A 16,748-nucleotide genomic window follows, 5' to 3' on the forward strand; every position below is an offset into this window, starting at 1 on the left:
GGGCCGGTCGGCCCCCGCAGGACCCCGATGCGGCGGCGACGCCGCACCGGGGCCCTGCACCTCTCGCACCCCGTCTCGCTCCCCCTCATCCCCCAGAGGCTCCCATGACGCGCACCGCTCGACCCCGCCCTGCGACCACCGGCCGCGCCCTCGCCGCCGCGGCGGCCTCGCTGCTGGCCCTGACGCTGCTGGGCAACAGCCTCGGGACGGCGGCCCGCTGGTCCGACGCGGCCCCGCTCGAGACGCAGGCCGTCAGCACCGGCACCCTGGACGTGACCCTGGAGCCCGCGCGGGCCACCCTCCACCGCACCGACCTCGATCCCGCGACCGGCGCCGTCGCACGCGGGACCACCGACCTCACCGGAGCGGCGGAGGCCCTGTCCGCGCTGGCACCCGGCGACACCGTCGTCGTCACCACCCGCGCGACCCTCGACGTCGAGGGCACGAACCTCACCGCGACCCTCACGGTCGACCCCGGTGTGCCGGCCGGCAGCGCGGTCGTGCCGCGCGTCGAGCTGGTACCCGCCCCCGGCGCGCTCCCTCCCTCCCCCGGTCCCGGGACGTCCTCCTGGACCGTGACCGCGGCCCACGACGGCGCGGCCTACGACGTCACCGTCGCCTACGAGGTCGCCCCCGACCCCTCCGCCCAGGGCGTGACCGTCGAGCCGGGCCCCCTCACGGTCACCCTCGCCCAGAACTGATCCCCCAGGAGTTCCCTTGAGCCAGTACCGCACCCCCACGGCCTACGTGCTCGGCGTCCTCGTCCTGCTGGCCGCCGTCGTGCTCACGACCCCGGCCGGCGGGACCCACGCACGCTGGTCCGCCACCGCGCAGGCCCAGGTGCCCGCCATGACCACGGGCCGGGTCGGCTTCGAGGTCGGCGGGGCCGGGGGCGCCGAGAGCTCGGCGACGCTGACCAACACGTCCGGCTTCACCGTCCAGTACCGGCCGCAGCAGGTCGCCCTCATCGACGCCGGCGGGAGATCCGTGGCGCCTCCGCAGGGCATGGGCTTCGCCTACCGCACCGGCGAGGCCTGCGACGACGGCACGGCGCCGGCCCGGTGGACCGCCGTCGCTCCCGGGGGCTCCGCCGCGGTGGCCGTCGACGGCGGGACGCGAGCGCCCCTGGAGCGGGACCGGCCCGCCGGGCTGTGCCTGAGCGTCTCGACGGCCGCCGTCCACCAGGACGCCCTGCGCCCGCTGGACGGGCAGGTGCTGCAGGTCGTCACCCAGCTGGAGGCCACCGCCCTCGGCGGCGCCTGGCCGGCGACCCGCTCGTGGGCGGTGCCGTTCACGGTGAGGCTGCCGGCCGTGGAGCAGCCGCCCGTGCCCGCACCCGTCCGCCCGGTGGCGCAGCACGCGGAGCAGTGCGGAGCGGACCACAGCGCCGCCCTGCTCCGGTGGACCTGGACCGGCGGCCCCGGCGTACCGGCCGTCACGGAGTGGCAGGTGCGTGTGCGGCCCGTGGGCTCCACGGGGACGACCACGCTGCTGAAGACCGTGCCGGGCCCCGCCGCGGGGGAGATCCGGATCACCGCCACCGACCTCTTGGGCACGGAGCATCTGCCCAGCCAGGACTACGAGGTCCTCGTCCGGGCCGTCCTGGCCGGCGGAGGCACCCAGCACGTGGACAGCGTCTACGCGTGGACGGTCAAGACCCCCGGCAAGAGCGGCAACGTCAACTGTGAAGGGCTCCCGTCATGACCACCGTGCTCCGCAGGATCGTCCACCCTCTGCTCGTGGTCGCCCTGGCCACGGTGGCCGCGCTGCTGCTCGCCGTCGTCGTCGTGCCGCTCGCGCTGGGCTGGGTGCCGCTGACGGTGCTCTCCGGCTCGATGGAGCCGACCGTCCCGACCGGCAGCCAGGTCGTCGTCGCCCCCCTCGAGGGCGAGGACGACGCCGCGGGGCTGAGCACCGGGGACGTCGTGACGTTCATGCCGCGCCCGGACGACCCGACCCTCGTGACCCACCGGATCGTGGGCGTCGCGGTGGACGGCGAGGGGCGGCGCAGCTTCACGACCCAGGGCGACGCCAACGCCGCCCCGGACGCGGACCCGGTCACCGCCACCCAGCTGCGCGGCGTGGTGAGGTACCACGTGCCCTGGGCCGGCTACGCCGCCACGCTCCTGGACCCGGAGCAGAAGCGCGGCGGGATCGTGCTGGTCGCCGCGGCCCTGTTCGGCTACGCGCTGTGGCAGCTCGTGGGCGCGGTCCGGGACCGTGGCCGGCGCACGGACGAGATCACGCACGAGGACCCGTCCGGGGTCGCCGCCGAGGTCCCTGCCGAGCTCGCGGAGCCGGTGCCCCCGGGGCAGGCGCGGACGGAGAGGCTGCCGGTCGTGCCCGCCGGAACCCCCGGCCGCTGAGCCGTGCCACGCCGGCGGCGCGGCCGGTACCTCCCGCCGGCCCGTCGACATCAGCAGGGCCGCCGTTGCCGGTCCGTGGTGCCGGGGCCATGATGGGGACCATGACCGAGACTCCGCTCACGCACATCGACGAGAACTGGCAGCGCGCCCTGGTGGTGGTCGCGCACCCGGACGACATGGAGTTCGGCGCCGCCGCGGCCGTGGCCCGCTGGACCGGACAGGGCAAGGACGTGGTCTACTGCCTCGTCACCAGCGGGGAGGCCGGCATCGACGGGCTCGAGCCGCAGCAGTGCGGCCCGCTGCGGGAGGCCGAGCAGCGGGAGTCGTGCCGGATCGTGGGGGTGGAACAGGTGGAGTTCCTGCACCTGCCGGACGGGGTGCTCGAGTACGGGGTGGCGCTGCGGCGGCGGATCGCGGAGGTGGTCCGCCGGCACCGCCCCGACGTGGTGATCACCAACAACTTCCGCGACACCTGGGACAACGCCACCAACCTGAACCAGGCGGACCACATCGCCACGGGCCGGGCCACCCTGGACGCCGTGCGGGACGCCGGCAACCGGTGGGTCTTCCCGGAGCAGGTCGAGGCGGGCCTGCCGCCGTGGCCCGGCGTGCTGGCGGTGTGGGCGGCGGCCTCGCCCGCCTCCCGGCATGCGGCGGACGTCACGGAGACCTTCGACGCCGGCGTGGCGTCCCTGCGCGCCCATCGCGCCTACCTCGAGGGCCTGGGCTGGACCGACTTCGACCCGGACGCGTTCCTGCGGGGCAACGCCGCCGCCGTGGGCGAGCGGCTCGGGGTGCCGCTCGCGAGCTCCTTCGAGGTGCTCCCCCTGCAGTGGGGCGGCTCCGAGGACTGAGCCCGCTGCCCGGCGGGGGGGCTCAGGCCGGCTCGGGCTCCCGGAGGACCAGGAGCACCAGGAGCACGGCGAGGACCACGAGGGCCGCCACGAAACCGACCGCACCGGCCCAGCCGGTGGCCGTGAAGAAGACACCGCCGGCCGTGCCCAGCACGGAGGAGCCCGCGTAGTAGAAGAGCGTGTAGAGGGACGAGGCCTGCGCCTTGCCGGTGCTGGAGCGCACCGGCACCCACCCGGAGGCCACGGCGTGCGCGGCGAAGAAGCCGGCGGTGAACAGCAGCAGCCCCGCCACGATCACGGGGATCGACGGGACGAGCGTGGCCAGCAGCCCGGTGAGCATCACGAACCCGCTGCTCGCCAGGACCATCCGGCGCCCGCGGGCCGCCGCGATCCGACCGGCGGTCCCGGAGGACCAGGTGCCCGAGAGGTAGGCGAGGAACAGGAGGCTCACCACCGTCTGGGACACCCCGAACGGCTCCTCGCCGAGGTGGAAGCCCAGGTAGTTGTAGATCGCCACGAACCCGCCCATGAGCAGGAAGCCCTGCAGGTAGAGCACCCACAGGCCGAGGTCCGCGAGGTTGGCGCGCAGGCGCCCCACGAGCCCGGCCGGCCCGGCGAGCCGGACGGTCTGCCGGACGAACCCGCGCTGGCGCGGGGCGATCAGGACGAAGACCACGGCGGCGAGGGCGGCGAGCACGCTCACGGTGATCGTGCCGGTCCGCCAGCCGAACGCGTCGCCCACGGGTGCCGCGATGATGCGCCCGGCGAGGCCGCCCAGGCTGGTGCCCGCCACGTAGGTGCCGGCGGCCACGGCGGCGTGCCGGCGGTCGAGCTCCTCCGCGAGGTAGGCCATGGCCACGGCGGGGATCCCGCCGAGGGCGACGCCCTCCGCGAAGCGCAGCGCCACGACGGCCTCGAAGCTCGGCGCCAGGGGCATGACGAGGCCCAGGACCGTGGCGGAGACGACCGCCATCACCATGGTCCGCAGCCGGCCCCACCGGTCGGAGACCACGGACCACGGCAGGACCCCCACGGCGAGGCCGAAGGTCGCGGCGGAGACCCCCAGGGATGCGCCCGCCGCGTCGATCCCGAGGTCCGCGGCCATGAGCGGCAGCACGCCCTGCACGGAGTAGAGCTGGGCGAACGTCGCCACGCCGGCGCACAGCAGGGCCAGGAGCACCCTGCGGTAGCCCGGGCTGCCACGGTCGTAGCCGGTCCAGGCGCCGGGCTCAGGCACGACCCGCGCCGCCGGCGTCCCGGGTCCCGGCGCGGAGCCCGGTGATCACCCACAGGCCCAGGAGCAGGAACAGGGCGAGATAGGGCAGCGCGGCCACGACGTCGACCGCCGGCCCGGAGACCCCCAGGGGCCGCAGCCACGCGTCCCAGCGGATCGGCCCGACGTACAGGCCCACGAGGGCCACCCCGGCCAGCACCAGGGCGAGCCGGCGCGGACCGGTCCGGAGGAACGCCGGCCAGGCCTCGACCCACAGCGCCGTGAACACGAGACCCCACCACAGGTGGTGGTGGGACCAGGTGACCGGGGACATGTAGAGCATGACGAGGGCGTTGACCGCCACCACGGAGAGGATCATCCCCCGGGCGGCGAGGACCCGGATCAGCAGGGCGGCGCCCACGACCATGGCGAGGACCAGTGCCCAGCGCAGCAGGGGCTCCGCCGCACCCGGGACGCCGAGGTGGAGGAGCACCCCCTGCAGCGAGGTGTTGTCGACGTACGCGGTGTCGCCGACGCGCTCGTCGCTGACCACGGCCTCGGTCCAGAACACGACCGCGTCCCGCGGCAGCGCCAGGAAGCCGAGCAGCACGGTCCCGGCGAACGTCACGCCCATCGTGAGGATCGGCCGCAGCTGCCCGCGCACGAGGAACACCAGCCCGAACGCCAGGGGGGTCAGCTTGATGCCGGCGGCCAGCCCGATCCAGAACCCGCGGGGCACCCTGCCCAGCAGGGTGTCGTCGCGGGTGCGCAGCAGGTCGTAGAGCACCAGGGCGATGAGCAGCGCGTTGATCTGCCCGAGGCCCACGTTGCGCATCCAGGGTCCCGACCACAGCAGCACGGCGGTGCCCGCGGCCACGGCGGTGGCCGGGCCCAGCAGGCTCTGCAGGGGCAGCGGGCGGCCGCGGGCGTACGCGTAGCGCAGCAGCACGGTCGAGAGGACCGCGGCGAGGGACATCGTGACGAGCCCGAGGGCGAGCTCGGTGAGCCACTCGGGGAGGTAGCCGAGCGGCACGAACAGCAGCGCCGCGAACGGCGGGTAGGTGAAGGGCAGTCCGCCGTCGTCGTGCAGGCTGAGCCCGGGGCCGTAGAGCTCGTCGTCGAAGCCGTGCCGGTCCACCACGGCCATGCCCCCGAGCCGGTAGACCTCCAGGTCGATGCTGCTGTCGAAGACCAGCCAGACCGACCGCACCAGCACGCCCGCCAGCAGCAGCCACGCCAGGCCGGTCAGCGCCGTCGAGCGCGCGGTGCGGGACGCGACGGCGGTGGACGAAACGCTCACCGGGGCCTCAGTTCTCGGGTCGGTGCGTGCCGGAGCGGACGCAGGCGGAGGTTGCGGCCCCCACTCTAGGCCAGCCCGGCCCCGTCCCGGCCGGCGGGCCGCTCAGGGGCGGGCCCGACCGGCGGCGCCGGTCATCCGCCCCATCCCGAGGTCTCCAGGCGGCGCACGACGGAGGGCGCGGCGTGCCGGTGGGCGGGGAGGACGCCGGGGACCAGGAGCTCCACGCGCCCGGACCCGTCGGGGGCCGCGTCGTGGTCCACGGCCCAGCGCAGCAGGTCCACCGCGATCTGTTCGACATGGCCGGCGGCGGTGAGATCGACGCTGACGGTCACCGGCGGGATCAGCGTCCGGGCCCGGCGCACCAGCGGATACAGGACGTGCTGGTTGGCCTCGGTCAGGCACCCGGTGACGGCCAGGCGCACGTAGGCTCCGTCCAGATCGACCTGGACGAGCACGGAGAGCTTGTGGTCCACGAGAGCATCCTTCGTCGCATGCATCGATCGCCCGGCCGTCTGCTCGACCTTCCCTCCAGCGTAGATCTCCCCTCCCGGCCCGGCCACGCGGCCGTGCGTTTTCCGGCCCGCCGCGGGAGGTGTCCCGCCCCGCGGCAGGAGCTCCCGCCCGGTGGCGGGAGCCGTGGCCCGGGAGCGGCTAGCCCTTCCGCCACTCGTCGCTCGTCAGGTGGGAGCCCGCCTGCGGCCCCATCTGCACCATGCCGCCGTCCACGACCCAGGACGCGCCGGTGACGTAGGCGGACGCCGGGGACGCGAGGAACGCGATGACCGAGGCGATCTCGCGGGCGTCCCCGGGCCGGCCCAGCGGCACGCCGGGGCGGTGGGTGCGCCGCGGGTTCTCGTCCTCCTGCCCCGTCATGGGCGTGGCGATCTCTCCCGGCGCCACCGAGTTCGCGGTGATCCCGTGCTCCCCCAGCTCCAGCGCGATGGTCTTCACGAGTCCGCCGAGGCCGTGCTTGGCGGCGTCGTAGGCGCTCGAGCCGACCCGCGGCACGTGCTCGTGGACGCTCGTGACGGCGATCAGCCGGCCGCCCCGGCCGGCGGCCACCATGTGCCGTGCCGCCGCCTGGAGGCACAGGAACGCGCCGTCGAGATCGGTGGCCAGCACCGTTCGCCACGTGCCCAGGGACGTCTCCAGGAACGGGACGTTCGCCCCCGTGCCCGAGTTGTTCACGAACACGTCCAGACCACCCAGCCGCTCCACCAGGCCGTCGACGACGGCGCCGCAGCCCTCCAGCTCCGTCGTGTCCAGCCGCGCCACCACGGCCCGGCGGTCGTAGGACCGGACCTCCTCCGCCGTCCGCTCGGCGCCCGCCTCGTCCCGGTGCCAGGTGATCCCCACGTCCATGCCGGCCGCCGCGAGCGCCACGGCGGTCGCTCGCCCGATGCCGGAGTCGGAACCGGTGACCACGGCCGTGCGGGGACTGAAGTCGGGGATGTTCTCCATGATCGTGGCCTTCCCTCCGTGCAGCGCGGACCGCCGTGCGGGACGGCCCCGGAGGCATCAGCCTATGCCCGGCGGTGACGTGGCGCACGCCGCGCCGCCGGGGCCGTTGCGGACCGCCGCGCAGGAGAGGAACATGTTCGGCACGCTGACGGTCGAGGACGAGGAGAGCACCATGGCACACCAGGACCCGTCGGGGGCGCCCGTTCCCGAGGAGCCACGGGCGGACCGACCGGGCGCCTCCACGCCGCGGGGACGCCGGCAGGAGGTGGTCGCCGCGGAGAAGCGGGAGTTCGGGGGCGTGAAGTTCGGCTCCGCGTTCTTCGGCTGGATGACAGCCACGGGCATCGCCGTGCTGCTCACCGCCCTGCTCGCCGCGATCGGCGCGGGCGTGGGGGTGGCGACCAGCACGGATCCGGGCGAGATCGCGGAGCAGGTGGCGCAGGACGCCGGCACCGTGGGACTCGTCAGCGGCATCGCCCTCGCCCTGGTCCTCTTCATCGCCTACTTCGCCGGGGGCTACGTGGCCGGGCGCATGGCCCGGTTCGACGGCGCCAAGCAGGGCGTGGCCGTGTGGGTCTGGGCGATCCTCATCGCGATCCTCCTGGCGGTCCTGGGCGCGGTCGCGGGCGAGCAGTTCAACGTGCTGCGGGACCTGAACAGCTTCCCCCGGATCCCGATCGGCGAGGGCGCGCTGACCACGGGCGGCATCATCGCCCTGGTGGTCTCCGTCCTGATCCCGCTGCTCGCGGCGGTCCTCGGCGGCCTGGCCGGGATGCGCTTCCACCGGAAGGTGGACCAGGCCGGCATCGACCACCAGTACCGGTCCCGCCTCTGAGACCGGCGCGGCTCAGAACTCCAGGACGAGCCGCCCGCGCACGCCCCCGGCCTCGAGCCGGCGGTGCGCCTCGGCGGCGTGCGCGGCCGGCAGGACGGCGGCCACGCGCAGGGAGAGCACCCCCTCCTCCACGTACCGGCGCAGCCGGTCGAGCTTCCGGCCCGAGTGGTACTCGTGGGGCACGCTGATCCGGTGCACGGTGATCCCCCGGCCCGGGTCCCCGGTCCAGTGCCGCACGGTCGCGAAACCCCCGCCGTCCCGGACGGCGGGGGCCGCCTTCTCGTTGAGCACGGCGGCGTCCACGAGGGCGTCGACCCCGTCGGGGAAGAACTCCCGGATCCGCTCGGCGACGTCGTCCCCTCGCGCCACCACGTGGTCGGCGCCGAGGCTGTCGACGAGTTCCAGGTCGTGCTCGGCGGCGTCCGCGATCACCGTGAGGCCCTCGTGCTTGGCCAGCTCCACCACGTAGTTGCCCAGGGTCCCGGCGGCCCCGGTGACGGCCAGGGTCTGCTCGGGCTGCAGGTCCAGCACCTCGAGGATCTGCAGGGCCGTGAGCCCGTTCATGGGCAGCGTGGCGGCCGTGGCGAAGTCCGTGCCCGCCGGGAGGCGGGCGATCGAGTCGTCGGGGGCGACCAGCAGCTCCGCGTAGGCTCCCCCGTGCTCCCCGCGCGGCAGGGCGATGGCCATGACCGCATCCCCCACCCGCCAGGCACTGCCCTCCCCGACCTCGTCGACGGTCCCGGCCGCGTCCATCCCCGGGACGTACGGCGGCCGCAGGTGCCCGAGCGGCTGGCCGCCGGCGCGCAGCACGGTGTCCGTGGGGCTCACCGCGGCCGCCCGGACCCGGATCCGCACCTCTCCGGGGCCGGGGTGGGGGTCCGGCAGCTCGTGGACGGCGAGGACCTCGGGCCCTCCGAACGACTCGACTCCGATGACTCGCATGCCCCTTCCAACCCTGGGGCGCGCGAACGCATTCCGTTCTCGTCCCGATGCCGTGCTGACATGCGGGCGAGGATTCCGTCACACCGTTGCGGTCGCACCGGCCGAGGGCCATGCTGAGGGCGGGTCCCGCCGCACCACGAAGGGGAACACCATGGCACCGACAGACTTCATCACCCTTCCCGTCTCGGACCTGGAGAGATCCAAACGGTTCTACTCCTGTCTCGGCTGGCGCCTGCACCCCGCGTTCGAGGGGACCGGCGCCGGGACCGTCGAGATCCGGGAGGACGAGCACGTCATGGTCCTCAGCGAGGACCGGCACCTGCGCCTGGTGGGCCCCGGGCAGCCCGGCACCCCGGCCGACGCCTCCGTCGTCAACGCGCTCAGCGTCGACTCCCCCGACGAGATCGACCCCATCGTGGACCGCGCCGTCCGCGCCGGCGGGACCGAGGGCGACGCCCAGGACTACGGTTTCCTGCGCTCGCGCTGCTTCCGGGACCCCGACGGCCACCAGTGGGAGATCCTGTGGGTGGATCCCGCGGCGGCCTCCGCCCGGGCCGCCCACCGGCGGCAGTGACCGAGGGCGGCACCGAGCCCGGTCACCGCGGGTGACCGGGCTCCGTGCCGCGGCGGCGGCTCAGGCTCTCACATCTCGGAGACGGCCGCCGCGAGCCGCTCGAGGGAGTGCTCCAGGGCGCCCTCCTCGAAGAGCGGGAAGGACACGGCCTTCCTGGCCTCCGGGCTCGCGTGCTCCCACGAGTACGTCTCGGTGACCAGCGTGGCGCCGGGGCCCTGGGGCTCGAGCTCCCAGATCCACTCCCAGCCCTCCAGCTCCGCGCCCTGCGGCTTGGGCCGCCAGGCGAGGAGCTTGTTCTCGTCGTAGCCGGAGACGGTGTTCTCCATGACGTAGTCGCCGCCCATGTGCTCGCCGTTCATGTTCATCACGAACACCTGGCCGACCTTATGGAGGCGCTGGTCGTCGCCGGAGACGACCGTGCCGGAGCCGTCGATCTGCCGGTGGCGCGAGGGCAGGCTGAGGACGTCGAAGATGGCGTCGGCGGGGGCGTCGATGACGCGGCTGGCGGAGAGGCTGTGCTCGGACACGGGTGGATCCTTTCGTCGTGGACGGTACGATCCCACCGTAGGCGGACGGGACGGGCCCGTGGCCAGGGCTGTCCGCTCCCCGCGTATCCCGGCGGGCCCGCGGCCGGGGCCGTGCGGGTCGTTCAGTAGGGCTGCTGGGACGGGTCCACCTGCTCGATCCACGCCAGCACCCCGCCCTCGAGGTGTGCGACGTCGGTGTGGCCCGCGGCCCGGAGGAGGTGCAGGGCCCGCTCCGAGCGCGCCCCGGCCTTGCAGTGCAGCAGCACCCGGCGGCCCGGGTCGATCCGCGCGAAGGCCTCCCCGGACTCGAACTGCCCGAGCGGGAGCAGCCGCGCGCCGGGGATCGCCGCCAGCCGGGCCTCGTAGGGCTCCCGGACGTCGAGCAGCTCGAAGTCCGCGGCACCGCGCTCCCGCGCCGCCAGCAGCTGCTCGAGCTCCGGGGCCGTCACGGTCGGGACGCCTTCCGGCGGGCGCCCGGGGCCGGGCGCCGAGCAGGCGGGAGCGCCGTCGTCGGCCGCCGTCAGGACCGTCACGGGCGGACGGCCCGGCGTGGGCGAGAGCGGGATCTCCCACCAGCGCGCCGAGAGGGCGTCGTAGGTGGCAACCCGGCCGAGCATCGTGGTGCCGATCCCGGTGACCAGCTTGACGGCCTCGACCGCCATGGCGGTGCCCAGCAGCCCCGGGAGCACCCCGAGCACCCCGGCCTCGGCACAGTTGGGCACGGTGCCCGGCTCCGGGGGCACGGGGTAGAGGTCGCGGTAGGTGGGTCCGTGCGCGCCCCAGAACACCGAGTACTGGCCGTCGAAGCGCAGGATCGAGCCCCAGACGTGCGGAAGTCCCGCCAGCTCGCACGCGTCGGAGAGGAGGTAGCGGGTCCCGAAGTTGTCCGTGCCGTCCAGGACGAGGTCGTAGCCGGCCAGGACGTCCTGCGCGGTGTCCGCGGTGAGCCGCTCGAGGTGCTGCACGACGCGCACCAGCGGGTTGAGGTCGGCGATCCGCGCGGCGGCCGAGGCGGTCTTGGGCGCGCCCAGCGTCGACCCGCCGTGGATCACCTGGCGCTGCAGGTTGGAGGCGTCCACGACGTCGTCGTCGACGACGCCGAGCGTCCCGACGCCTGCGGCGGCGAGGTAGAGCAGCGCCGGGGAGCCGAGGCCGCCGGCGCCCACGCACAGCACCCGGGCGTTCTTGAGCCGCCGCTGGCCCTCCTCGCCGATCTCGGGGACGGTCAGGTGGCGGGCGTAGCGGCGCAGCTCGGCGTCGGTGAGCTGCGGGGCGGGCTCGACGAGCGGGGGCAGGTCCACGGCGCTCAGGCGTCCAGTCCGACCCACTCGGTGGAGCCGTCGGCGAACAGCTGCTCCTTCCAGATGGGCACCTCGGTCTTGATCCGGTCCACCAGCGCGTCGCAGGCGGCGAACGCGAGCTTGCGGTGGGCCGCGGCCACGGCGGCCTCCAGGGCGGAGTCCCCGACGCGCAGGTGGCCGACCCGGTGGGCGGCCCAGATCCGCACCCCGGGGAACTCCTCGGCGACCCGGTGGGCCACGTCCTGGATGGCCCGGTCCGCGCCCGGATGGCAGGTGTAGTCGAGGCTCGTGACGGCGCGGCCGCCGTCGTGGTCGCGGATGACGCCGCTGAAGCTGACCACGGCGCCGGTGCGCTCGTCCTGCACGGCCGTGACGGCCCGGGCGTGGTCCAGGGGCTCCTCGGTGACGAAGGCGGCGACCACGGCGGTCTCCGCCCGGATCGGTCCGGGTCTGCTCATCGGTCGGTCTCCTCGTGCGGTCGGGGGTCGTGGTGGGGGCCGTCGTGCCCGCGGTCACGGTGGCCCTCCAGCTGGTCGCAGACGTGGTCGAGGAGCGGTTCGAGCACCTTCAGCCCGTCCCAGACCCCGCCGGTGGAGCCCGGGAGGTTGACCACGAAGGTGGCGCCGCTGACCCCGGCGTGCCCGCGGCTGAGCACCGCCAGGGGCGTGGTCCTCCGGCCCTCCGCCCACAGTGCCTCCATGATGCCGGGCAGCTCGCGGTCCAGGAAGGGCCGCGTGACCTCGGGGGTGAGGTCGTCCGGGGCGAGGCCGGTCCCCCCGCTGGTGACGACCACCCGGGGGCGGTCCGCGGGGTCGCGGGCCACGAGCAGCCGCTCGAGCTGGGCACGCACGTCCTCGCCGTCGGCCACCACGAACGGGCCTTCGACCTCGAAGCCGTGGGAGCCGAACCAGTCGGCGGCGATCCGCCCGCTGCGGTCCTGGTAGACCCCGGCGGCGGCGCGGGTGGAGGCGACGATGACGGCGGCGCGCCTCATGCGGCGCCCCCGTCGGTCCGCGTCCAGTCCCCGGACTTGCCGCCGGACTTCGCGAGCACCCTGACCCCGTCGATCTCGGCGAGCTTGTCCACGGCCTTGATCATGTCGTAGAGCGTCAGGGCGGCGACCGAGGCCGCGGTCAGCGCCTCCATCTCCACGCCGGTCACCCCGCGGGTCCGCACCGTCGCGGTGATCCGCACGCCGTCCGCCAGCCGTTCGAAGTCCACGGTCACCTTGCTGATCGGTAGGGGATGGCACAGCGGGACGAGCTCCGGGGTCTTCTTGGCCGCCATGATCCCGGCGACCCGGGCGACCGGCAGGGCGTCCCCCTTGGGGAGGTCCGCGGCGAAGACCTGCTCGACGACGTCGGGGCGGGTGCGCAGGGTGGCCGTCGCGGTGGCCTCGCGACTGGTCACGGCCTTGTCCGAGACGTCCACCATGTGCGCGGAGCCGTCCGCCCGGACGTGCGTGAGGCCCTGCTGCTGATCGGTCATGTGGTTCGGTCCCCTTCGGATCTCCCGGTCGGTGCGTCCCTCCCCATTCTGGACCACGGCGGGACCGCCTCGGGGCCGGGTCCGGAACGGGCGCCGGCCGCTGGCGTCATGTCCTGGCCCGGCCCCCGGGGCGGTGCTAGCTTGGCGGGGAACGACCACCCTGCCGTGGGGCCGCCGGCCCAGCCCTGAGGAGCACAGCATGACGGACGAGCACTCCGATGATGTCGAGGAGCTGGCGGCCAACCGCTGCTGGGAGCTGCTGCGGGACTCGGAGGTGGGCCGGCTCGCCGTGTGGGTGGAGGACCACCCGGACATCTTCCCGATCAACGTCGTGGTGGACCACGGGACCCTCGTCTTCCGCTCGGCCGAGGGGACGAAGATCGCGGGGGCCCTGGCCGACGCCCCGGTGGCGGTGGAGATCGACGGGTACGACGAGCCCTCCGGGACGGCGTGGAGCGTGGTGGTCAGGGGCCGTGCCGAGCGCATCCAGCAGGTCCAGGAGCTGATGGACACCGTGGACCTGCCGCTGTTCCCGTGGCAGAGGGGGCGCAAGGGCGTCTTCGTCCGGGTGGCGCCGACCGCCGTGACCGGCCGCCGGTTCCCCGTCACCGATCCCGCGGTGTGGCGCACCCCGTCGTCCGGGGCGCGACGCGCCCCGGACGAGTGAGCGTCTGACCGGCCCGGCCGGATGGACCGACCTGCCCACCGCCCTCCCGGCGGCCTCCGTCTCCCCCTGCGCGACGACGGGCCCCCGGGCGGGGAGCCCGTGCTGCTGCTGCACGGCTTCCCACAGGACGGCACGAGCTGGTCCGGGGTCGCGCCCGTGCTGCGGCGCGCCGGGCTGCGCACGCTCGTGCCCGACCAGCGGGGCTACGCCTCCGGGGCCAGGCCCCCGGGCCGCCGCGCCTATCGGCTCGAGCTGCTCGTCCAGGACGCCGTGGCGGTGCTGGACGCCGCCGGGCTGGAGCGGGCGCACGTCGTGGGCCACGACTGGGGCGGGATCGTGGCGTGGGCCCTCGCGGCCCACCGGCCGGAGCGGACGGCGTCCCTGACGGTGGCCTCGGTCCCGCACCCCCGGGCCCTGGCACGCTCCCTGACGCGCTCGCCGCAGGCGCTGCGCTCGGCCTACGTCGGGGCCTTCCAGCTGCCGCGGCTGCCCGAGTCGCTGCTCGGCCCGCGTCTGGAGGAGCTCCTGCGCCGCTCCGGCCTGCCCGCCGCGCAGGCCGCCCACTACGCGGCCCGGATGCGGGAACCCGGCGCGCTCACCGGGGCCCTGAACTGGTACCGCGCCCTGCCGCTGTCCCGGCTGCGCACCGGGCCGGTCGACGTCCCGACCACGTACGCGTGGGGCGCCCGGGACCTCGCCCTGGGCCGGCGGGCCGCGGAGCTCACGGCCGAGCACGTACGGGGCCCCTACCGGTTCGTGGAGCTGGACGCCGGGCACTGGCTGCCGGAGACCCGGGCCGCGGAGCTGGCCGAACTGGTGCTCGAGCGCGTCGGAGGAGCCGCGGCCGCCCAGTGACGGCTCAGCCGCGCGGGGAAGGGCCCTCGGACGGCGCGTCCTCGCGCCGGCGCCGGGGGGTTCCCGCGATGCGCAGCGCGGCCTGGACCGCCAGCAGCGCGAACGCCGCGTAGTAGATCCACACGGAGGGGTACAGCTGGGGGACGGTGCCGTTCCAGCCGACCAGGGTGAGCACGAACAGGACGGCGCCGATCACGAGCAGCCCGAGGTGCACGGTGCCGAAGGAGCCACGGTCGCCGCGGCGGGCGAGGAAGGCCGCCAGGACGGCGAAGAAGATCGGGAAGAGCATCTGGCCCACCACGGTGATGCCGTTCTGGTGGTACTCGTAGCGGCCGAGCGCCTGGATCACGGCGGTGGCGGCGAGGAGCAGCGGGGCGAGCAGGGACGTCATGGGGACCTGTTCTGTGCGATCGTCCGGGCGGGGCGCAGACCAGTCTAACGAGCGGCGGCGACACCGCCCCTGGCCCCGGCCGGGCCGCCTGGTCCTGCGCGGCGGGACGGTCCTGCAGCGGGACGGTCGTGCCCCCGGTCGGTCGGGTGCGCCGGACCGAGTCCGGGGACCGGTTGCGCAGGTCCGCACGATCAGTCGAGCAGCACCAGCTCCACCGGGGTCCCCGCCGGCAGCTCGGCCCCGCCCGCCGGCACGAGCGCGAGGGCGTTGGCCCGGGCGGCGGCGGCCAGCAGATGGGAGCCCGCTCCGCCCGCCATCCGCACCGCGGTGCCGTCCCAGACGGCCCGGCGCACCTGGGCCCGGCCGGGCAGCGGCCGGACGGCCTCCGCGAGGGGTCCCGTGCGGCGGGCCCGCGGTGCCGGGGCCCCCACGGTCTCGGTCAGGGCGGGACGGAGGAACATCTCGAAGGACACGAGGGTGCTGACGGGGTTGCCGGGGAGGCAGACGAAGGGCACGCCGCCGGGCGTCGCGAGGCCCTGCGGCCCACCGGGCTGCATCGCGACGTGCACGAACTCGCCGTGGGGCGCCAGCACCTGCCGGACGACCTCGTAGGCGCCCTCGCTGACCCCGCCCGAGGAGACGAAGAAGTCGGGCGGCCGCTCGGTGTCCTCGGCCAGGCGCGCCGCGAAGGCGCCGGCGTCGTCGGAGACCAAATGGGCGCCGACCACCTCCACGCCCGCCTCCACGAGCTGGGCGCGCAGGATCGCCGCGTTCGCGTCGAAGATCTGGGCGGGGCCGCGCGGGGCACCGGGCGCCACGACCTCGTCACCCGTCGTGTAGAGCACGGCCCGGGGGCGGGCGCGCACGGTCAGCTCCGCGCACCCCAGCGCGGCCGCGAGGCCGATCCGGGCGGGGGTGAGCCGCTGCCCCGCGGTCAGCGCCGTGTCCCCCGCGGCCACGTCCTCCCCCGCGCGCCGGACGAACCGCCCGGCCTGCTGGTGCGCCGGGAGCCGCAGGCGCGTCCCCGGCGCCGGGAAGCCGCCCGGCAGCGACTCCTCGACGGGCACCACCGCGTCCGCGCCGGCCGGCAGCGGCGCGCCGGTCATCACGGGGGCCGCCTCCCCGGGGGCCAGGGGGCCCGGGGCGTGGCCGGCGGGCACGGGGGCGACGACGACGAACGAGGTGCGCCCGTCCTCCCCCGGCGCCGCCCGGGTGTCGGCGGCACGGATCGCGAAGCCGTCCATCTGGGAGTTGTCGAAGGGCTGCAGGCTCAAGGGCGCCACGAGGTCCGTGGCCAGGACCCGCCCGAGCGCGGCCGCCAGGGGCACGGTCTCCGTCCGGTTGCGCAGCCCCCGCAGGGCGTCCATGACCGCGCGGCGGTGCTCGTCGACGCTGCGGACCGGGTGCTGCGCGTGCCTGCTCATTCCCCCAGCGTAGGTGCCGGGGCGGACCCGTCCTGGCAGGATCGGGACCATGACGCGACGGGATGTGGAGCACACACCGGACGGCCGGTGGATCGTGGTGGACGGCCGGCGGTGGCGCCGCCAGGACCCCGGGCTGCCCGAGGACGCCGCGGCCCAGCTGAGATCCCACCTGGGCCGGGCCCGCGCGGCCGTCCGCACGGTGCAGCGGGACGGCACGGACGAGGAGCTGCGGGCCGTGCGGGACCGGGTGGGGCTCGCGAAGCTGGGCCTGGGCGAACGCGGCACACCGTGGTGGGAGCAGTCGCCCGCCGAGCGGGAGGCCCGATGGTCGGAGGCCCTCGCGCAGCTGGACGCGCAGGCCCCGCCGGAGCCTGCGTGATCCTGACCGGGTGCGGCAGGGTCACGGCACGGCCGGGCACGGCACGCGAGGACGACGGCGCGGCACCCGGCCGGGGAATTCTCGGCGTGCTGGTGACTGACTAAACTGGGCGGACCATCCCGGCGCGCCGTGCACCGTGCGCGCCGGACGCGACCATCGAGGCGGTGACAT

At 75.4% G+C, this 16,748-nt stretch carries 21 protein-coding genes; 9 read left to right on the forward strand and 12 right to left on the reverse strand.

The genetic code is table 11. The annotated features are described in order from the left end of the window. Positions 1 to 104: 104 nt before the first annotated feature. From ABD220_RS05125 to ABD220_RS05140, 4 genes are all read left to right on the forward strand, one after another. A complete protein-coding gene (locus tag ABD220_RS05125; protein ID WP_344120407.1) occupies positions 105 to 701 on the forward strand; it encodes a hypothetical protein in 597 nt (198 codons plus the stop codon). 16 nt (positions 702 to 717) lie between these two features. Next, on the forward strand, positions 718 to 1,704 hold the full coding sequence (locus ABD220_RS05130) for a hypothetical protein (protein ID WP_344120409.1): 987 nt from the start codon (positions 718 to 720) through the stop codon (positions 1,702 to 1,704). After that, entirely contained in the window at positions 1,701 to 2,366 is a 666-nt protein-coding gene (locus tag ABD220_RS05135) for a signal peptidase I (RefSeq protein WP_344120411.1), read from the forward strand. The genes ABD220_RS05130 and ABD220_RS05135 overlap by 4 nt, the downstream gene beginning before the upstream one ends. Before the next feature lie 101 nt (positions 2,367 to 2,467). Next, positions 2,468 to 3,220, forward strand: coding sequence for a PIG-L deacetylase family protein (locus ABD220_RS05140; protein WP_344120413.1), 753 nt, complete (start codon positions 2,468 to 2,470; stop codon positions 3,218 to 3,220). A gap of 22 nt (positions 3,221 to 3,242) precedes the next feature. Here the strand turns inward: ABD220_RS05140 and ABD220_RS05145 are convergent, their stop codons facing one another. From ABD220_RS05145 to ABD220_RS05160, 4 genes are all read right to left on the reverse strand, one after another. Further along, positions 3,243 to 4,457, reverse strand: coding sequence for an MFS transporter (locus ABD220_RS05145; protein WP_344120415.1), 1,215 nt, complete (start codon positions 4,455 to 4,457; stop codon positions 3,243 to 3,245). Beyond that, positions 4,450 to 5,733, reverse strand: a complete 1,284-nt coding sequence (locus tag ABD220_RS05150; RefSeq protein ID WP_344120417.1) for a glycosyltransferase 87 family protein — start codon at positions 5,731 to 5,733, stop codon at positions 4,450 to 4,452. The genes ABD220_RS05145 and ABD220_RS05150 overlap by 8 nt, the downstream gene beginning before the upstream one ends. A 131-nt stretch (positions 5,734 to 5,864) precedes the next feature. Then, positions 5,865 to 6,206 carry a hypothetical protein gene (locus ABD220_RS05155; protein ID WP_344120419.1) on the reverse strand — a complete coding sequence of 114 codons (342 nt, stop codon included), beginning with the start codon at positions 6,204 to 6,206 and terminating at the stop codon, positions 5,865 to 5,867. 178 nt (positions 6,207 to 6,384) lie between these two features. Next, a complete protein-coding gene (locus tag ABD220_RS05160; RefSeq protein ID WP_344120421.1) occupies positions 6,385 to 7,194 on the reverse strand; it encodes an SDR family oxidoreductase in 810 nt (269 codons plus the stop codon). Positions 7,195 to 7,327: 133 nt separating this feature from the next. Here ABD220_RS05160 and ABD220_RS05165 point away from each other — a divergent pair, with 133 nt between their 5' ends. Next, positions 7,328 to 8,029 carry a hypothetical protein gene (locus ABD220_RS05165; protein WP_344120423.1) on the forward strand — a complete coding sequence of 234 codons (702 nt, stop codon included), beginning with the start codon at positions 7,328 to 7,330 and terminating at the stop codon, positions 8,027 to 8,029. 12 nt (positions 8,030 to 8,041) lie between these two features. Here the strand turns inward: ABD220_RS05165 and ABD220_RS05170 are convergent, their stop codons facing one another. Then, positions 8,042 to 8,971, reverse strand: coding sequence for an NADP-dependent oxidoreductase (locus tag ABD220_RS05170; protein ID WP_344120425.1), 930 nt, complete (start codon positions 8,969 to 8,971; stop codon positions 8,042 to 8,044). Between the two features lie 151 nt (positions 8,972 to 9,122). Here ABD220_RS05170 and ABD220_RS05175 point away from each other — a divergent pair, with 151 nt between their 5' ends. After that, positions 9,123 to 9,545, forward strand: a complete 423-nt coding sequence (locus ABD220_RS05175) for a VOC family protein (RefSeq protein ID WP_344120427.1) — start codon at positions 9,123 to 9,125, stop codon at positions 9,543 to 9,545. A gap of 68 nt (positions 9,546 to 9,613) precedes the next feature. On the opposite strand, the gene ABD220_RS05180 is transcribed toward ABD220_RS05175, so the two are convergent. The 5 genes from ABD220_RS05180 to moaC all read right to left on the reverse strand — a co-directional run bounded on the left by ABD220_RS05180 (position 9,614) and on the right by moaC (position 12,861). Next, positions 9,614 to 10,072 (reverse strand): SRPBCC family protein, encoded by a 459-nt coding sequence (locus ABD220_RS05180; protein WP_344120430.1) that lies wholly within the window; start codon positions 10,070 to 10,072, stop codon positions 9,614 to 9,616. Positions 10,073 to 10,194: 122 nt separating this feature from the next. After that, a complete protein-coding gene (gene moeB / locus ABD220_RS05185) occupies positions 10,195 to 11,373 on the reverse strand; it encodes a molybdopterin-synthase adenylyltransferase MoeB (protein WP_344120431.1) in 1,179 nt (392 codons plus the stop codon). Positions 11,374 to 11,378: 5 nt separating this feature from the next. Next, a complete protein-coding gene (locus ABD220_RS05190) occupies positions 11,379 to 11,831 on the reverse strand; it encodes a molybdenum cofactor biosynthesis protein MoaE (RefSeq protein WP_344120433.1) in 453 nt (150 codons plus the stop codon). Beyond that, entirely contained in the window at positions 11,828 to 12,367 is a 540-nt protein-coding gene (locus ABD220_RS05195) for a MogA/MoaB family molybdenum cofactor biosynthesis protein (protein ID WP_344120435.1), read from the reverse strand. Before ABD220_RS05195 ends, ABD220_RS05190 begins: the two co-directional genes overlap by 4 nt. Continuing rightward, positions 12,364 to 12,861, reverse strand: coding sequence for a cyclic pyranopterin monophosphate synthase MoaC (moaC, locus tag ABD220_RS05200; RefSeq protein ID WP_344120437.1), 498 nt, complete (start codon positions 12,859 to 12,861; stop codon positions 12,364 to 12,366). The genes ABD220_RS05195 and moaC overlap by 4 nt, the downstream gene beginning before the upstream one ends. A gap of 199 nt (positions 12,862 to 13,060) precedes the next feature. Here moaC and ABD220_RS05205 point away from each other — a divergent pair, with 199 nt between their 5' ends. Beyond that, positions 13,061 to 13,528 (forward strand): pyridoxamine 5'-phosphate oxidase family protein, encoded by a 468-nt coding sequence (locus ABD220_RS05205; protein WP_344120439.1) that lies wholly within the window; start codon positions 13,061 to 13,063, stop codon positions 13,526 to 13,528. Between the two features lie 21 nt (positions 13,529 to 13,549). Further along, positions 13,550 to 14,383, forward strand: a complete 834-nt coding sequence (locus ABD220_RS05210; protein ID WP_425552511.1) for an alpha/beta fold hydrolase — start codon at positions 13,550 to 13,552, stop codon at positions 14,381 to 14,383. Between the two features lie 4 nt (positions 14,384 to 14,387). On the opposite strand, the gene ABD220_RS05215 is transcribed toward ABD220_RS05210, so the two are convergent. Together ABD220_RS05215 and ABD220_RS05220 are read right to left on the reverse strand one after the other, a co-directional pair. Continuing rightward, the gene (locus tag ABD220_RS05215) at positions 14,388 to 14,774 is read right to left on the reverse strand and encodes a hypothetical protein (protein ID WP_344120443.1); all 387 of its coding nucleotides are present in this window, start codon (positions 14,772 to 14,774) and stop codon (positions 14,388 to 14,390) included. A gap of 191 nt (positions 14,775 to 14,965) precedes the next feature. Next, positions 14,966 to 16,198 (reverse strand): molybdopterin molybdotransferase MoeA, encoded by a 1,233-nt coding sequence (locus ABD220_RS05220; RefSeq protein WP_344120446.1) that lies wholly within the window; start codon positions 16,196 to 16,198, stop codon positions 14,966 to 14,968. Positions 16,199 to 16,247: 49 nt separating this feature from the next. On the opposite strand from ABD220_RS05220, the gene ABD220_RS05225 reads away from it, so the two are divergent. Then, on the forward strand, positions 16,248 to 16,577 hold the full coding sequence (locus ABD220_RS05225; RefSeq protein WP_344120448.1) for a biopolymer transporter Tol: 330 nt from the start codon (positions 16,248 to 16,250) through the stop codon (positions 16,575 to 16,577). The last annotated feature ends 171 nt before the right edge of the window (positions 16,578 to 16,748 follow it).

This window comes from Kocuria aegyptia, assembly GCF_039530085.1.
Lineage (GTDB): Bacteria > Actinomycetota > Actinomycetes > Actinomycetales > Micrococcaceae > Kocuria > Kocuria aegyptia.

What these genes read in the sequence shown, in the direction of transcription:
- ABD220_RS05210 (WP_425552511.1), top strand. Translation starts at nt 13,550, where the DNA reads ATGGACCGACCTGCCCACCGCCCTCCCGGCGGCCTCCGTCTCCCCCTG.
- ABD220_RS05220 (WP_344120446.1), bottom strand. Translation starts at nt 16,198, where the DNA reads ATGAGCAGGCACGCGCAGCACCCGGTCCGCAGCGTCGACGAGCACCGC.
- moaC (WP_344120437.1), bottom strand. Translation starts at nt 12,861, where the DNA reads ATGACCGATCAGCAGCAGGGCCTCACGCACGTCCGGGCGGACGGCTCC.
- ABD220_RS05195 (WP_344120435.1), bottom strand. Translation starts at nt 12,367, where the DNA reads ATGAGGCGCGCCGCCGTCATCGTCGCCTCCACCCGCGCCGCCGCCGGG.
- ABD220_RS05225 (WP_344120448.1), top strand. Translation starts at nt 16,248, where the DNA reads ATGACGCGACGGGATGTGGAGCACACACCGGACGGCCGGTGGATCGTG.
- ABD220_RS05140 (WP_344120413.1), top strand. Translation starts at nt 2,468, where the DNA reads ATGACCGAGACTCCGCTCACGCACATCGACGAGAACTGGCAGCGCGCC.
- ABD220_RS05125 (WP_344120407.1), top strand. Translation starts at nt 105, where the DNA reads ATGACGCGCACCGCTCGACCCCGCCCTGCGACCACCGGCCGCGCCCTC.
- ABD220_RS05175 (WP_344120427.1), top strand. Translation starts at nt 9,123, where the DNA reads ATGGCACCGACAGACTTCATCACCCTTCCCGTCTCGGACCTGGAGAGA.
- ABD220_RS05215 (WP_344120443.1), bottom strand. Translation starts at nt 14,774, where the DNA reads ATGACGTCCCTGCTCGCCCCGCTGCTCCTCGCCGCCACCGCCGTGATC.
- ABD220_RS05160 (WP_344120421.1), bottom strand. Translation starts at nt 7,194, where the DNA reads ATGGAGAACATCCCCGACTTCAGTCCCCGCACGGCCGTGGTCACCGGT.
- ABD220_RS05190 (WP_344120433.1), bottom strand. Translation starts at nt 11,831, where the DNA reads ATGAGCAGACCCGGACCGATCCGGGCGGAGACCGCCGTGGTCGCCGCC.
- ABD220_RS05205 (WP_344120439.1), top strand. Translation starts at nt 13,061, where the DNA reads ATGACGGACGAGCACTCCGATGATGTCGAGGAGCTGGCGGCCAACCGC.
- ABD220_RS05170 (WP_344120425.1), bottom strand. Translation starts at nt 8,971, where the DNA reads ATGCGAGTCATCGGAGTCGAGTCGTTCGGAGGGCCCGAGGTCCTCGCC.
- ABD220_RS05135 (WP_344120411.1), top strand. Translation starts at nt 1,701, where the DNA reads ATGACCACCGTGCTCCGCAGGATCGTCCACCCTCTGCTCGTGGTCGCC.
- ABD220_RS05165 (WP_344120423.1), top strand. Translation starts at nt 7,328, where the DNA reads ATGTTCGGCACGCTGACGGTCGAGGACGAGGAGAGCACCATGGCACAC.